General features: G+C 61.5%; 16 protein-coding genes. 5 read left to right on the forward strand and 11 right to left on the reverse strand.

All coding sequences use genetic code 11. The annotated features are described in order from the left end of the window. The first annotated feature begins 111 nt into the window (after window positions 1-111). The 3 genes from JFC13_RS01650 to JFC13_RS01660 all read left to right on the forward strand — a co-directional run bounded on the left by JFC13_RS01650 (window position 112) and on the right by JFC13_RS01660 (window position 3,198). Window positions 112-1,296 carry an alpha/beta hydrolase gene (locus JFC13_RS01650; RefSeq protein ID WP_198395364.1) on the forward strand — a complete coding sequence of 395 codons (1,185 nt, stop codon included), beginning with the start codon at window positions 112-114 and terminating at the stop codon, window positions 1,294-1,296. Between the two features lie 131 nt (window positions 1,297-1,427). Next, on the forward strand, window positions 1,428-2,267 hold the full coding sequence (locus JFC13_RS01655) for an alpha/beta fold hydrolase (protein WP_198395365.1): 840 nt from the start codon (window positions 1,428-1,430) through the stop codon (window positions 2,265-2,267). A 16-nt stretch (window positions 2,268-2,283) separates the two neighbouring features. Beyond that, window positions 2,284-3,198 (forward strand): alpha/beta hydrolase fold domain-containing protein, encoded by a 915-nt coding sequence (locus JFC13_RS01660; protein WP_198395366.1) that lies wholly within the window; start codon window positions 2,284-2,286, stop codon window positions 3,196-3,198. A gap of 25 nt (window positions 3,199-3,223) precedes the next feature. Here the strand turns inward: JFC13_RS01660 and JFC13_RS01665 are convergent, their stop codons facing one another. The 10 genes from JFC13_RS01665 to JFC13_RS01710 form a co-directional block, all read right to left on the reverse strand. Continuing rightward, the gene (locus tag JFC13_RS01665; protein WP_198395367.1) at window positions 3,224-4,444 is read right to left on the reverse strand and encodes a N(5)-(carboxyethyl)ornithine synthase; all 1,221 of its coding nucleotides are present in this window, start codon (window positions 4,442-4,444) and stop codon (window positions 3,224-3,226) included. Between the two features lie 78 nt (window positions 4,445-4,522). Continuing rightward, a complete protein-coding gene (locus tag JFC13_RS01670) occupies window positions 4,523-5,023 on the reverse strand; it encodes a mycothiol transferase (RefSeq protein ID WP_198395368.1) in 501 nt (166 codons plus the stop codon). Between the two features lie 67 nt (window positions 5,024-5,090). Next, on the reverse strand, window positions 5,091-5,531 hold the full coding sequence (gene arfB, locus JFC13_RS01675) for an alternative ribosome rescue aminoacyl-tRNA hydrolase ArfB (RefSeq protein ID WP_198395369.1): 441 nt from the start codon (window positions 5,529-5,531) through the stop codon (window positions 5,091-5,093). Between the two features lie 4 nt (window positions 5,532-5,535). Next, complete coding sequence (locus JFC13_RS01680; protein ID WP_198395370.1) at window positions 5,536-6,111, reverse strand: 1-acyl-sn-glycerol-3-phosphate acyltransferase; 576 nt, start codon at window positions 6,109-6,111, stop codon at window positions 5,536-5,538. 105 nt (window positions 6,112-6,216) lie between these two features. Next, window positions 6,217-6,873: a cytochrome b gene (locus JFC13_RS01685; RefSeq protein ID WP_198395371.1), complete on the reverse strand. Its 657-nt coding sequence runs from the start codon at window positions 6,871-6,873 to the stop codon at window positions 6,217-6,219. Beyond that, window positions 6,866-7,969, reverse strand: coding sequence for a catalase family peroxidase (locus tag JFC13_RS01690; protein WP_198395372.1), 1,104 nt, complete (start codon window positions 7,967-7,969; stop codon window positions 6,866-6,868). The genes JFC13_RS01685 and JFC13_RS01690 overlap by 8 nt, the downstream gene beginning before the upstream one ends. After that, window positions 7,966-8,730, reverse strand: a complete 765-nt coding sequence (gene cuyB, locus JFC13_RS01695) for a cysteate racemase (RefSeq protein ID WP_198395373.1) — start codon at window positions 8,728-8,730, stop codon at window positions 7,966-7,968. Before cuyB ends, JFC13_RS01690 begins: the two co-directional genes overlap by 4 nt. After that, window positions 8,723-9,733: a D-cysteate sulfo-lyase gene (cuyA, locus tag JFC13_RS01700; protein WP_198395374.1), complete on the reverse strand. Its 1,011-nt coding sequence runs from the start codon at window positions 9,731-9,733 to the stop codon at window positions 8,723-8,725. Before cuyA ends, cuyB begins: the two co-directional genes overlap by 8 nt. Before the next feature lie 19 nt (window positions 9,734-9,752). Beyond that, on the reverse strand, window positions 9,753-11,195 hold the full coding sequence (locus tag JFC13_RS01705) for a Na+/H+ antiporter NhaC family protein (RefSeq protein ID WP_198395375.1): 1,443 nt from the start codon (window positions 11,193-11,195) through the stop codon (window positions 9,753-9,755). Window positions 11,196-11,295: 100 nt separating this feature from the next. Continuing rightward, window positions 11,296-11,988 (reverse strand): GntR family transcriptional regulator, encoded by a 693-nt coding sequence (locus JFC13_RS01710; RefSeq protein ID WP_198395376.1) that lies wholly within the window; start codon window positions 11,986-11,988, stop codon window positions 11,296-11,298. A gap of 368 nt (window positions 11,989-12,356) precedes the next feature. Here JFC13_RS01710 and JFC13_RS19590 point away from each other — a divergent pair, with 368 nt between their 5' ends. Further along, on the forward strand, window positions 12,357-12,482 hold the full coding sequence (locus JFC13_RS19590; RefSeq protein WP_269769967.1) for a hypothetical protein: 126 nt from the start codon (window positions 12,357-12,359) through the stop codon (window positions 12,480-12,482). 203 nt (window positions 12,483-12,685) lie between these two features. Further along, window positions 12,686-13,372 carry an SDR family oxidoreductase gene (locus JFC13_RS01715; RefSeq protein WP_198395377.1) on the forward strand — a complete coding sequence of 229 codons (687 nt, stop codon included), beginning with the start codon at window positions 12,686-12,688 and terminating at the stop codon, window positions 13,370-13,372. A gap of 92 nt (window positions 13,373-13,464) precedes the next feature. Here JFC13_RS01715 and JFC13_RS01720 read toward each other — a convergent pair whose 3' ends face one another. Then, window positions 13,465-14,109, reverse strand: coding sequence for a dihydrofolate reductase family protein (locus tag JFC13_RS01720; protein ID WP_198395378.1), 645 nt, complete (start codon window positions 14,107-14,109; stop codon window positions 13,465-13,467). Window positions 14,110-14,148: the final 39 nt, after the last annotated feature.

Consider the following 14,148-nt stretch of genomic DNA (forward strand, 5'->3'; position numbering starts at 1 on the left):
ATCGCAACGGTGAGATCTGATGCAGGTGGAGTGTCAACCTGGAAGATCGAAAGTTGAGGACAGAAGATGACCAACAGCACGAGTTCGCTACCGCCCTCGGAAAGAGGGGGCGTGGCGAAGGTATTCCGGGTAATGGTCCTCGTTCTCGGTCTCATACTGGGCGTGATTGCAGCGATCTTCGGACTCGCATCGCTGGTTCCCGGGCTTGGGCCATTCAGCACGGTTGCGGCTCGGTTCGCGCCCACCGTGGCGCCGATAACGGCTCTGGCAGGACTGATCGTGCTCGTCGTCGGTATCGTCGTTATGCGCAGGGGGCGTCGGCGCACAGGTGCAGTCACGACAGGGATCGGCGGGATCGGCGCGGTCGCTAACATCGCTGTGGTGATAGTTCTCGTCGGCGCCATCACCTCGGCCGGCGGATCGGTCAACCTGTTCACCGCGACGTTCGGGCTCTCCGCAATGGACGCGGCGTCGCCCGACCGCCAGGAGGTGTACGACAAGACCAGCGCAGGGGATGACCTCTCCCTCTCGATCTACGAGCCGAAGAATGTGAAAGGCTCGACACCGACCATCATGGCCGTCCACGGTGGCGGCTGGATCGCGGGTGAGCCAGATGCAGTGAGCTCAGAGCTTCGCACCTTGGCTGACCACGGCTACTTGGTAGTGGCGGTCGAATACGAACTTGCCACCAAGGACAACGCGACCTGGCAGAGCGCGCCCTCGCAGGTTGCGTGCGCCGCGAGCTGGATTCAGGACCACGCCGACACGCTCGGTGCAGATATGGATCGTCTCGCGTTCTGGGGTGAGAGCTCCGGCGGAAACCTGGTCGCCAACACCGCCGGCGCCGCAGCGGACGGCACCGCCGAGTCGTCGTGTGATGGGAACGTCCCCGTTCCCGCTGCGGTTGTCGCCGACTACCCCGCGTTTGACGTGACGGGCCTCTACGAGAACGCCCCTGCAGGTCCGGGCGCGGGCACAGGCTCGCGCATATTTGCGACCAGTTACACGGGTGGCACCCCCAAGGAATTCCCGAAACGCTACGCTGCGGTGAATTCAGCCGCGCACCTCACGGCTGCGGCCCCGCCGACGCTCGTGATGACCGCGATGCGTGATGACGTCATCATCCCTGCTGACCAATTCGAATGGGTCGACGCGGCCCGAGAACGTGGAATCGACGTCGAGACTGTGCAGATTCCACTCGCGAACCACGCCTACTCTCAGAAAGCGAAGAACTCCATCGGCAGCCAAGGGCACCTCAGCATCGCAGAGGCCTACCTTTCGGAACAACTTCGATAACCCGGCAGTGCAGGCTCAGCAATCACCTCGGCGACTTAGCGTGAGAATCGGTTTCAGGTGGCTGTTCGACAACAGAAGCTGACGCAATCACTGTTGAGCGTTCGTGAGCGAACGCAGTGCTATCCTGCCGTATGGCCACCATCAGAGTGAACGGCATCGACCTCGGTGTAGAGAGCTTCGGCCGCGAAGAGGACCCCCTTGTGCTGCTCGCCGGCGGAACCACTCTGTTGTCGTGGCCCGACTCGCTCTGCGAACGGGTGGCCGAGGGCGGGCGCAGAGTCGTTCGCTACGACCTGCGTGATTCGGGTGCTTCAACCACCAAAGACCCGGAGAACCCGACTTACGACCTGCGCGATCTTGCCGATGATGCCGCGGACCTCGTCACAGCTCTCGGCGCGGAGTCCGCCCATCTCGGCGGGCAAGGTGTCGGAGGCATGATCGCCCAAGTTGCTGCGCTGGATCATCCGGAGTCATTTTCGGCACTGACGCTGGTGAGTACACGACCGGTTGCGCCTGGCCCTGTCGATGATGACCTGCCGGACCATGATCAGAAGGTGATGTCTGCCGTGTTCTCGAAACTTCAGCCTGAGTGGACGAACCGCCGAGCCGTAGCCGAGTATGCAGCTGGCAGCGCAGCTATTCTGGGCAACGATCCCGCACAGGCGCTCGAGATCGCAGCTCGGATCTGGGACCGAACTCCGACATCGGGGGCCTCGGTCCACCAGGCGAATCAGTTGGGCATGGCCTTCTCCCGGATCGACTGCTCACCACGCTGGCGAGAGCGCCTCGGTGACCTGCGAATACCGAGTCTGATCGTCCATGGTCGAGCCGACCCCTTCTTTCCCGTCGGCAACGGTGAAACGCTTGCCGCAGAGATCCCTGAAGCGCAGCTGTTGATACTTGAGGAAATGGGGACACAGATACCGGAATGGGGGACCGGCGACATCGCGAACAGTATGCTCGGCCTCTGAACCCGAAAGGAATCCCTTGCGCATCCTGCTTCCCGAGTCGCTCGTCCCGGTCTATCTCAAGGCCACCGGCGCGAATCGTCCGTTCGTGACCGAAGAAGGAGCGCGCCGACGCATCGGCGAGCGCTTTCTCCGGCCTGCCTCCTACGGTCCGCCCTCACGCTTGGAAGGCGTACGAGTGGACCGTCGGCTGCCCGATCCGAACGGATGGCCGGTCTATGACGTTGAACCATCGGCTCCCGCCGGCCACAAGACACGGCCGAAGTCTGTTGTGGTCTACGTCCACGGTGGAGGCTGGGTCAACGAAATCGCTCCCCAGCATTGGACGCTCATCGCCCGTATCGCTCGAGAGACGAATCAGCGCGTCATCGTGCCGATCTACCCGCTGCTGCCCTTCGGCACCGCGCGAGAGGTCCGCGACGGCGTCGTGGACCTCATTCGCGCCGAACTCGCCTCCGGTCAACAGGTGCGTCTGGCTGGAGATTCCGCCGGTGGTCAGATTTCGCTTTCTGCGGCACTGTGGCTTCGTGACGAGGGAGTGAAACTGCCGACCACGACGCTGTTGGCACCGGCTTTGGACCTGACGTGGAAGAATCCGCAGATCGACGTGGTCCAGCCCTTCGACCCCTGGCTGGGCCGTCCCGGTGGGCGAATCTTGGGCGAGGAATGGAGCGGTGACGATGAAATTGTCGATCCGGTGGTCAGCCCCCTGTTCGGCGACATGGTCGGGCTCGGAGCGCTGACGATCCTCACCGGAACACGGGACGTGCTCAACCCGGACGCGCATGTGCTGAGAGACAAAGCCCGTGATGCCGGAGTGCCAGTGGAGTGGCACGAAGGCGAAGGCCGGCTGCACGTCTATGCCCTCCTGCCGACGAAGGCGGGGGAGCAGGGGGCGCGGGCAATTGTGGAGAGCCTGAGGCCGACTACGTGAATCAGTCAAGCCCGAGCTTGCGGACTCAGCTCACCTCGGCGACGCGGGTGTATGGGTACTCAGATTCCCGGTTCTGAAAACTCAAGATGCTCGGATTCTTGACTTCACCGTTCTGGATCTCGATCGCCCGGGAGATGGTAGGGACCTGTGCCCATGCATCCGGTCCCTCCAGAACCGTGCTCAGATAGGGCAAGATCGCTTCGCTGATCTCCCACGTCGCGGAGTTCCACAGGTATGACGGGGTGTGGTCGACGGCGTAGTAGTTGACACCTTGTCCGACTGTGAACATCGGATTCTCGAAGCCTGTGGGCTTCGCCCATTCGAAGCCCATTCCCTCGTCGCATGAGACATCGATGATGAGGCTGCCGGGAGCGAACTCCTTCAGGTCTTCTGTCCGCAGGTAGGTCATCGGTGCAGAGACATCTTGGAGCGTGCAGTTGAGGACGATGTCGTGTGAGGCGAGGAAGGTCGGGAGGAGCACGTCGCCCTCGTCCGTGACCACCGTGGACAGGTGGGTCGGACTGTCGCCGGTGTTGAGCTGGGTGATGTGCGCGCTGTGAATCGGTGAACCGACAGCTGAGGCCCCTCTCTGCGTGAGGACCTGGATATCGTAGATCCCCTGAGCCTTCAGCGCAGTGACAGCACCGCGCGCGGTGGCACCGAAGCCGATGACGACCGCACTCATTCGCGGACCATAGTCACCGGTCGAGCCGCGAAGGCTCAATGCGTGCTGGACAGAACAGTAGCCGGCAAGCTCGTTGTTCTTGTGGAATACGTGCAGGCTGAAATCTCCCTGCCGAGTCCAATGGTTCATCGCTTCGAAGGCGATGAGAGTGAGCCGACGATCAATAGCGGTCTGCGCCATCGCCTCATCCTGCACGCAGTGCGGCCAGCCCCACAGAACGCGGCCTTCAGGAATCGCCTCCACATCTGCCGCCTGCGGTTTCGGCAGAAGGAGGACCTCAGCGGACTCGATGACTTCGGAGCGTTCCGCGACTCGTCCGACACGAGACTCGATGTAGCCGGGCTCCAGCTGGAAATCCTCAGCATAGCCGCGTTCGACGATCATTTTGGCTCGAACATCGGGGTCGACGCGATCGAGGTGATGAGGGTGAATCGGGAGTCGCCGTTCGTTCTCCATCGAAGAACCGGCAAGTAGGCCCAGAGTGAGAAGACCGCTGGCGGGCGTCCCATCATTCGCCGAGGCGGTGGAGTCGGCAGTGGTCGGTTGAGCGGTGCCGGTCATCCGGCCTCCCATCGTTGGGGAACCAGAGTCAGCTCCACCTTCGACTATACGCTGAGTCCTTCTGCCGTCTGCACCGGGCTACTTCCCGGTCAGAGAACCTGCAGCATAGGCGGCCTGACCGACGTGAACGGCAGCGTCGTCGATGATCGAAGCCAGTCGTACTCCGCGCGTGACCGGGGGAGTCCAGTTCTCGTCGATCACTTCGCCGAGGCCGGTCTCCGAGAGTTCGCTGACGTAGCGACCCAGCGCACTGAGCGTGGCTTCCAGATAGTCGATGAGCAGCTGCTGGTCATCGACCTTGATCCCAGCCGCCTGCTCCGGCGTGTGCCCGAGACCGACTGCATCACCGGATTCTCCCAACCCGAAGCGTTCACGGAACTGCTCCCACACCTGCTCGTCGCCGGTGAGGTCAGAGAGCTGGACATCGACCTCGCGTCCGCTGTGCCAGAGCAGCCATGCAATCGAATTGGGGTGGTCGCCAGGGTGGGAGTTGAGCTGTTCGGCGGTGAGGGTCGGCAGGCGCTTGGCTGCATCGACAGGGCGCTGAGCCAAATCGGTGAGAATCTCAATGCTGTTCATATGGCCCATTGTGCTCTTCGTGGCCGCTCATGTCATTCGTCGTCACTCACATCGTTCGCAGAGGCGGTCAGTCGTGCCGAGGTCGTCTGCGATTCTGTTTGATCTCGGAGCGACGTCGCTCGGCTCTGACTCTCCGACGCCGGGAGTTCCTCGACGGTCGGGTCGCTTTGCGCATCACTGGTGGGGCGAGTGCTTCTCGCAGGATCTCGGCAAGTCGTTGCCTGGCCGCGTTGCGATTGCGCAGCTGCGACCGCTGTTCCTCGGAACTGACGGTGAGGACTGACCCGGAGAGCTTGGACGAGAGAATATGCAGGACTCGCTCGCGCTGCTCGTCGGTCAGCACGGTGGTCGATCCTAGGTCGAGGCTCAGCTGCACTCGTGTGTCGGAGGTGTTGACGTGTTGTCCTCCGGGACCGGATGACCGTGAGAACTGTTCGCTCAGCTCGGCGCCGGGCACCACGAGACCATGGGGTATCCCGGGTCCGGCGGGCACGTGCAGATCATCCACGTGCTCAGTCTGTTTCGAGTTCTTCGCGCAGTCGTGGTTCGACTCGGTGGTTGGGACGAATGCCTGCCTTGTCGGCGTAGAACTCACGGATCCGGTCCATATCGGCAGCCACGTCCCCGGTCAGCTCGATGGTCGGCCCCAGCCCGGTGGTCATCGTTGTCCGATCGACGAAGCCGAGCGTCACAGGCATCCCGGTCTTCATAGCTATCCGGTAGAAGCCCGACTTCCAATGAGTGTGCCCTTTGCGGGTGCCGTCGGGGGTGACAACCAATCCGAAGACCTCACCGGCATGGACACGGTCGATCACCTCGGCGACGACGCGTTTGGGATCGGATCGATCGACAGGAATCCCGCCGAGTCCGCGCATGATCGGTCCACGCCACCCTGTGAACAGGCTCGTCTTGCCCAGCCAGTGCACCTCGATGTCCAGGCGCCAGGCGATGGCGAGCATGACCGGGAAGTCCCAGTTGGAGGTGTGCGGGGCACCGATGAGGACGGTGGGTCGGCTCGGGGCAGGTTCGGTGACCAGTTTCCAGGGGCCGAGGAACCAGAATGCGCGGGCGATGAGACGTCGAAGCATGCTCACTACGGTAGAGCACCCACTGGGCTTGCGCTCTCAGGCACGCGAACGACGGCGCATCCACCTGCACCGAAGGCGCATGACCTGTCCGACCGGGGCTTCGTTTCAGTCGCCGAGCCAGCGCCCGTCCTTCACCGGGTGGGCATTCGAGTCCGCTTCGGAATTGACGTCAGCCTGGTGTTCGGCGGCTTCGTCGGCAACAGTCTCAACGTGGTCAGCGGCCCATCCTTTCGTCCACAATGCCATTCGGCTCAATAGGCCGTCGCGCAGCACCAGTGTGTGAAAGAGGACGGCACACAAGTGAGCGGTGAAAGAGGCGAAGAGCAGGTATGCGAGCACTGAGTGGACAACTCGCAGTGCACCGAAGAGGCTCGTCTGCTCCGGTGCGATGGGAGGCAGGTGCATCGGCCCGACACTCAGAGGGTCACCTGCTGCGGAGAGCATGGCCCAACCGATCAAGGGCTGGATCAGCAGCAAGCCGTAAAGCAGGAATTCAGAGCCTTTCGCCACACGACGCTCCCATAGCCCCATCGTGTACATAGCTGGTGGAGGGCGGTGCAGGAGTACGTTGACAATGCGGATGACGATGAAGATGAGTATGACGATTCCGAGAGGTTTATGGAGGGCCAGAAGAAGGGGATAGTAGGCCAGTGAAGCCATCATCACCGCCGCGATGAGAAGTTGGACGACGACCATGACTGCCATGATCCAGTGGAGGAGTCGTGACGGTAGGGCGTAGCGCACGGTTGCTCCATTACGCACGGCGCACCGCCTCGGCGTCGATCTTGCTCGGGTGGTGGGTCTCTCTGGATCGGCGGGCGAATGACTGGGCATAGACCGACGACCTGGCGGCTAGGAGCGGATCGTCCAAAGGTGTGATCCCGTCGGGGAGAACGAGCGGGTCGAAATTGATATCGCGAGCATTCCCCGGAGCCTCGGCCCGCACCGAATTGATCGTCACCGTGCCCACATCGATCGTGCGCCGATCATCTGGCCACGGCTTGGTTGCATCATTCGTCGGATCTTCCGGCTGGCCAAGTGTCAGGATGAGATGCCACTGCAGCGGAGCACTCGAGGCGCGAACAAGGTTCTCAAACAGGTAATCCTCTGACGACTGCTCCTGCGGAGGTTTCTCTGAGCCCTCCGGTTCTTCCGGAACGAGCATCCACCGCACCGGAACCGTCTGTCCGTCCTCATTGGTGAACCCAAAGGCGTTGAGCCCTCGGTAGGTGGAGTTCTCGAATCCGGAGGTCGGTGGATGCTGGTGGACGATCTTCATTGCCGCGACAGTTTCGGGATGATCTTCCAGGTAGGCCTTGACCTTCTTCTGATCAGGCTTTCCCGTCTCGGGATCTGCTTGGGACGCGACCAGACGGTCGATGAAGTTCTGCGGCGTGCTGTCGAGGAAGACCGGGATGTTCACCATTGCCGTTCGCCATTGCTCGCCGTGGGGCAGGTCGATTTGGAGGCCCAGGCCGCGCACCACCGATGCGTTGTCAGGGGCACACGGCAGACCACCAGACAGTGAGAAGCGACCGGTCACCGGATATGTTCCCGACCTGAACACGGAAGCTGTGGACACCACAGTTCCGGCTCCGTTGCTGGTGAAGTAGCCAGTGGCGCTGAGCCCTTTGGCATGGTTGCGCCGGAACCCTTCATGTCTGCCGAAGACGTGTTCGAAGCGATCGGCGAATCGTGCGGGCGTCAGCTTCTCGGGAGTGAGCGCACCGCGCGCGAACCCGAATCCGCCGATGGTAGCTGCTCCGATGCCGCCGACGGCAGACAGGCCGATCAGCGCTCTGCGGCGGCTGACTGGTTCGCGCGACGGGGGAGGGGCAGGGGGTGTGTCTTCGTTCATCTGTTCTCTTCTCCATTCGATCTGTGCAGCTGTACACCTCGGACGGTGAGCGGCAGTGGTGCTTGTGCTCGTTTAACCGCCTTCCGCGCTAAGGCCAGTGAAGGGTCGATGATCCGAATATCGCTGTCGATCTGGTTGAGGATCACTGAGATTTCGGTACATGCAGCGATAGCCGCAGTGGCGGTGTCACCCAGCTGTTTCAGGATTGTGCTGACGTCGTCGCGCACCTGCTGGCCCGTGTTGCCGGCTTTGACCTGGCCGATGATGTTCTTCAGCAGGCTCTGCATCTCAGGCGAAGGAAGTATCGTCTTCAGCCCCCGGGCTTCGAGAGCCTGCTGATAGAGGCAGGACGCGAGTGTGGCGTCGGTGGCGAGCAGTCCGATGGACGTGTCGACTCGCGCATCCACCGCAGCATCGACAGCTGCATCGATGATGCTGATGAACTCGATGTCCTTGTTCCGCATCACTTTCGGCAGGTAGATATGAATGGTGTTGCAGGGCACAACGAGAATTTCGGCGCCGCAGGCGATGAGATGCGCGATGCCCTGTTCGAGCCACGGCGTCGGATCAGGACCGGTGCCTGCAAGGGCTCGAATCCGGTCTGGCACTGTCGGGTCGGCCCAGAGGGCCACTCTCAGGTGCTCTTGGTCTCGCGATCCCGGCGTGCACCGGACGAGCTTGTCATAGAAATCGACAGTTGCGGCTGGTCCCATGCCCCCGAGTATTCCGATCGTGCGGGAGTCTGCTGTGGGGTCAGGCATGAGTATCGGCGAGTGCGGCATCCGGGTAGGCATAGAGTGCAGGAGACCCGCCGGTATGAACGAAAAGGACTCTGCTGTCGTCGCCAAACGTGCCCGTGCGGACAAGGTCGATGAGCCCGGCGGCGGTCTTTCCCGTATAGACCGGGTCCAGGAGGACGCCTTCCTTCCTGGCGAAGAGTTGGATTGCTGCAGTCATCTCAGGAGTGGGAAGGGAATATCCAGGGCCGACGTACTCATCGCGGACGGTAACTGCCTCGGCGGGAACGAAGCCGAATCCGCCGCCAAGTTTGGAGACTGCGTTCGCCAGCTGGAGGATCTTGGCCTCTTGCGGTCGGCTGTCTGCGCGAACGCTGATGCCGGTGACTTGGGCAGAACTCTCATTCCCGTGGAAACCGGCGACCAGCCCAGCATGCGTGCCGCCTGATCCGCTCGAGCAGACGATGTGGTCGAAAGTCAGGGACTGGTCAAAGGATTGCTGCATGATCTCCTGCGCACACGCAACATAACCCAGGGCGCCCAATGCATTGGATCCCCCTCCGGGGACCACATAGGGCGTCCGTCCAATTCTTCTGACGTCATCGGCGGCATCGGACATTGCTTGCTCCAGATCGGTACCCCCGGAGACGACTGTGATCTGTTCAGCGCCGAGGAGTTTGAAGAGGAGATTGTTACCGCTGGCATCCGAATCGTATGAGCCTTCCACTCTCTCTTCGAGGATCAGCCGGCAGCTCAGCCCCTCTTTCACAGCGGCGGCTAATGTCAGGCGGCAGTGGTTGGATTGGACGGCCCCTGTAGTGATGATTGTGTCGGCTCCCTGTGCCAGCGCATCGGCGATGAGGAATTCGAGTTTGCGTGTCTTGTTCCCTCCCGAGGCCAAACCGAGCAGGTCATCCCGTTTGATATAGATGTCGGGTCCGCCGAGGTGTTCGCTCAGGCGGGGAAGCAACTCGATGGGTGTGTCCCCGTGCGTGTAGCGACGTCGTGGGAATTGTGAAAGCTGCATCGGCTTCTCCTAGGTGATATCAGCGATTGCTGCTGGTGGCGGTGTGGGCTGGGCTGTATTTTCTGTTCCATCCGGTGAGGACGGAGATCACGAGGACGATGAGGAGTCCCCAGGCGTAAGGATTGAGGAATGCGGCGCCGATGCCGGGAGCGGGAAGCCCGTGGTCCGTGGCCGTGGCCAGGACGGTGACGTACCAGACGATGACTGCGTTGTGCCAGGGGAGCATGTAGAAGACAGTGTTGGCACTGCAGTCGAGCAGATTCGCCGTTCGGGCGGGGGCCAAGCCGTGGCTCAGACCCAGCGGGCGGGCGAGGGTCGGTCCCACCAAGAGGATCGCGGGGGCATTGGAGCCGAGTGGAATCGTGAACAGGATCGTAATGCAGACGATAGTCAATTCGGCGCTGCGGACGCCTCTGGCGGCACGGGCCTGCAACAAGACGAGGACCTTGCCCATCAAACCGCTGTCGGCGAGCAGCTGAGCCAGCGCCAGAATGAAAAGCACGAGAACGACGGCCCCAGTGACTCCGGAGATGCCGTCTTCGATCAGCCCGGTGGAATCACCTTGGTCTGCAGGAATGGAGAATATTTGGCCCGGGTGGAGGAGGCCTGTCGCCAGGCCGAGGACAATGCTGCTCAGAGACCCCCAAGTCAGGGACGTGATGATGTGATGTCCACGGATTGCCAAGATAATCACCATGGCGAAGGGAATGAGCATCACGAGGCCCAGCGGCGTCGTATCTGGCATGAACTGTTCGGTGGGTTCGGAACCCGAACCACCGAATATCGCAAAGACCACAATGGAGATTCCAGCCGCTGTCAGGGCCAACGGCAGACGAGTCTTGACGACCTCGCCCATGCGAGCCATCTGGGTGTAGGCGGAACTGATGGTCGAATCAGAGACCGGGGCTATGTTGTCGCCGAAGGCTCCACCGGCAATGATAGCGACGGCCAGCATCGTGGGGTCTGCACCGAGATTGACGCCGGCAGGATAGAGCACGGGAACCATGGCGACGACCGTTCCGACGCTAGTCCCGGTTCCTGCGGCGAAGATGCAGGCTAATACGAAGGCGAGGACGGTGAACGGGCTGCCGTGCAGCCCTGTGGTCAATCCGAGCCACAGCAGCCCTTTGACCAAGCCGCCACCGCTGAGGAGCGAACCGAACACTCCTGCGAAGATGAAAGCGGTGATGATCACCGCTCCGGTCTGATCGCTGAGCCCCCGGATGATGGATTCGGTGAATTTTCGTTTGGTCGTGCTGAGAACAAGGCCGATCACGATCGCCGCCCATCCTCCGACCCAGAACCCGGAAATGGTGGCTCGTTCTGCGAGAGATAGCCAGACAAGCACTCCCACAAATACGAGGGCTGGAATCAAGGCGGCGATGGGGCCGCCCCGCATTCCGACCTTTTCATCCGCGGAGGGTCCTGGGAAGCCATTGTCCTGTGAAGTTCCTGCGGTCATGGAGCACATCCTTATGCTTTCAAATCAGATATTTGATTTGATTAAATTCAAAGATACGCATGACGATGTGCAGAGTCAATGGGTTGGGCAGGCGGAAGGGTCAGTTGTCGGGGGAAGCGCCGTCGTGTCGGGAGAGGTATTCGGCCAGGGAACGACTCGCCTCTCTCACATGTTTCCGGGTTGTCTTTTCGGCGTCCTTGGCGGAGCCGGACCGGATTGCCTCGATGATCGCGGAATGCTCGATGAGCGAGGTCTGGACTCGTCCGGGTACACGGGAGGAGACATTGTTTCCAATTCGGACTTGGCCCAGAAGGTTCTCGGCCAATGCCAGCAATCTGTGATTGCCCGAACTTCGCCAGATGGTCTTGTGGAATGCGAGATCGAGGTCGCGGTAGGCGGGGATGTCTCCTGCTGCCACCGCGTGAGACTGCCGGTCGAGCAGTTCTTCCAAGCTTGTGACGATGGCGTCTCGTGAGCTCAGTTGGGCAACACGACGAGAGGCTACGCTGTCGATGACTTCTCGGATTTCGTAGATTTCGAGAATGTCGTCTCGGCTGAGCTTGGGCACAAAGTATCCCCGATGTTCCAGCGCGACGAGGAGACCCTGTCTTTCGAGCGCGGCCAGTGCCGTGCGGATCGGCGTCGGTGACAGGCCGATGGAGTCGGTGATTGGTGCAACGGTGACACGGCTGCCGGGCGGCAGCTCGCCTGAGAGGATGAGGCTGCGGACATGATCGTAGGCAATCTCAACGTAGCTGTTGCCTCGAACCGGAGATGTATTCTCGAGTGACAAGTCCCAACTCCTCCCGCGGCCGACTGCTGGTGCGTCCAGTGCGGCGCAACAATGTGCTTCACACCTTAGTGACATTCCATTCATAATATAAATCACTTGTCTTCTCGGGCATCGACTGTGCCCTCGTGCTATGGCTCAAACGCTTTCTGAGTGACGATGGCAGCCTGGTCGGCATCGGTGCGAATGAGGGCCTTCGAATCAGCGGGCCGAGTGGCCAGTTCCCGAATACCTGGCGTGAGCCGCGGACAGGACCTCGTCAGGCGGCGCCGCTTCACGACATGAACGCCAGGTTACTCAGCGACGCGAGTGCACTGTGACCCGAGCCGAATGGGTGCCTCACAGATAAGATCTTCGTCAAGCTGACGAGCATGGGAGTCATAACGAATATCCTCATCGCCGGTCTGCCGGCCGACGTCGATGTCTTCGAGATCGAGGGCGAAGGATTCGACTCGATGTCGGACGACTCGGACGACTCGCGCCTGTTCGGAGGTTGAAGTCTCAACGACCGTCGTTCACATGTTCGGTGAGGAATCCGGCTAGTGAATGTGCGTCTGACGCTATTTTCGCCGAGGCACGGACCGAGTTCAACGGTTCCTCGACCTCGAACCGACCTCACATCTGGTGCGTCGGGGTGGAATAAATCCACCTGGCTTGTCGCTGTGATGAGGAGCAAGCGTCGCCAACAAAGGAGATTCACATGTCTGATGCAGATCGCGTAGTCATCCTCGGAGGCCACGGCAAGATTGCGCTCTTGGCCGCGCCGAAGCTGAAGGAAGCCGGATACTCGGTGGAGTCCGTCATCCGAAATCCGGATCAGACCGCTGAGGTGGAGGCTGCGGGCGCGAACGCCGTTGTCCTCGACATCGAATCGGCTGACACCGGCAAGCTCGCGGAGCTCTTCACCGGAGCAAAGGCCGTGGTCTTCTCGGCAGGTGCCGGTGGCGGCAATCCTGACCGGACCCGCGCTGTGGATCTTGAGGCAGCGAAACGCTCCATCGACGCCAGCGCACAAGCGGGAGTCGATCGCTACGTCATCGTGTCCTATGCCAGTGCGGGCGTCGACCTCGACCGAGTCGATCCGGAGAGCTCGTTCTACCCTTATGTTGAAGCGAAGCACGGAGCAGATGAGCACCTGCGTGCAAGCTCCCTGAACTACACGATCCTCGGGCCCGGCGGTCTGACCTTGGAACCGTCGAAGGGCAGCGTGCTGCTGGCCGATGGCTCCGGTGACGTCGACGGCGCGACCCCGGACAGTGACACGCGAGTGACCTCACGTGAACTCGTCGCCGATGTGATGACCCATGTCATCGCCAACGGGGCGGCGAAGCGAGAGACCGTGAACTTCTACGACGGTGACACTCCGATCGCCGAGGCTGTGAAGTAAGACTTCGCGACACCCATATTTCGCGATACACAGATGGGGAGATCGAACTCAGCGTTCGATCTCCCCATCTGTGTGTCATGCCCACGACGTCTTCACCCTCGATCCTTCCTGTTCCAGAGCTGGTGGGTCAGACCACTCGACGAGCCGATCGTCTCGATCGTGAAGCGGTCCTCGATGCCGCGGATGCCTTCCCACAGTGAGACACCCGTGCCCAGCGTAATCGGCACGATTGCCACATGCATGAAGTCGATGAGGCCAGCGGCGAGGAACTGGCGAATGGTCGACGGACCGCCGCCGATGCGCACGTCGAGGCCGTCCGCGGCGCTGATCGCCTGGTCCAGGACCGCCTCGGGGGTGTCATCGACGAAATGGAAGCTCGTCCCATTGGGAAACTTCATCGCCTCGTTCGGGTGGTGGGTGAGGACGAAGCACGGAGTCTTGAAGGGCGGTTCCTCGCCCCACCAGCCGCGCCACCCGTCATCGGGCCACGGCCCCTCCTGCGGCCCGAATTTCTTCCGACCCATGATCTCGGCGCCGATGCCCTGTCCCCACATTGCGAACAGCGCACGGTCGAGGGTCACCGGGGCGTCGACGGCGCCGATGCCTTCGATGCCGCGCCCGTCGAACCAGCCGAAGAGTGCTTTGGCGCCGCCGATCGGCTCGTCGAACGTCACATAGTCGCCGGCGGAGTAGCCGTCCAGTGAGACGAATTGACTGTGTACGCGTACTCGAACCATGATCACTCCGATGTGATAGTCAGCGATGAGTGAGTCAAG

It is taken from the genome of Brevibacterium antiquum, from assembly GCF_016107655.1.
GTDB classification, from domain to species: Bacteria; Actinomycetota; Actinomycetes; order Actinomycetales; family Brevibacteriaceae; genus Brevibacterium; species Brevibacterium antiquum.

What these genes read in the sequence shown, in the direction of transcription:
- JFC13_RS01670 (WP_198395368.1), bottom strand. Translation starts at nt 5,023, where the DNA reads ATGAACAGCATTGAGATTCTCACCGATTTGGCTCAGCGCCCTGTCGAT.
- cuyA (WP_198395374.1), bottom strand. Translation starts at nt 9,733, where the DNA reads ATGCAGCTTTCACAATTCCCACGACGTCGCTACACGCACGGGGACACA.
- JFC13_RS01690 (WP_198395372.1), bottom strand. Translation starts at nt 7,969, where the DNA reads ATGAACGAAGACACACCCCCTGCCCCTCCCCCGTCGCGCGAACCAGTC.
- JFC13_RS01665 (WP_198395367.1), bottom strand. Translation starts at nt 4,444, where the DNA reads ATGACCGGCACCGCTCAACCGACCACTGCCGACTCCACCGCCTCGGCG.
- JFC13_RS01655 (WP_198395365.1), top strand. Translation starts at nt 1,428, where the DNA reads ATGGCCACCATCAGAGTGAACGGCATCGACCTCGGTGTAGAGAGCTTC.
- JFC13_RS01715 (WP_198395377.1), top strand. Translation starts at nt 12,686, where the DNA reads ATGTCTGATGCAGATCGCGTAGTCATCCTCGGAGGCCACGGCAAGATT.
- JFC13_RS19590 (WP_269769967.1), top strand. Translation starts at nt 12,357, where the DNA reads ATGGGAGTCATAACGAATATCCTCATCGCCGGTCTGCCGGCCGACGTC.
- JFC13_RS01680 (WP_198395370.1), bottom strand. Translation starts at nt 6,111, where the DNA reads ATGCTTCGACGTCTCATCGCCCGCGCATTCTGGTTCCTCGGCCCCTGG.
- JFC13_RS01705 (WP_198395375.1), bottom strand. Translation starts at nt 11,195, where the DNA reads ATGACCGCAGGAACTTCACAGGACAATGGCTTCCCAGGACCCTCCGCG.
- JFC13_RS01720 (WP_198395378.1), bottom strand. Translation starts at nt 14,109, where the DNA reads ATGGTTCGAGTACGCGTACACAGTCAATTCGTCTCACTGGACGGCTAC.
- cuyB (WP_198395373.1), bottom strand. Translation starts at nt 8,730, where the DNA reads ATGCCTGACCCCACAGCAGACTCCCGCACGATCGGAATACTCGGGGGC.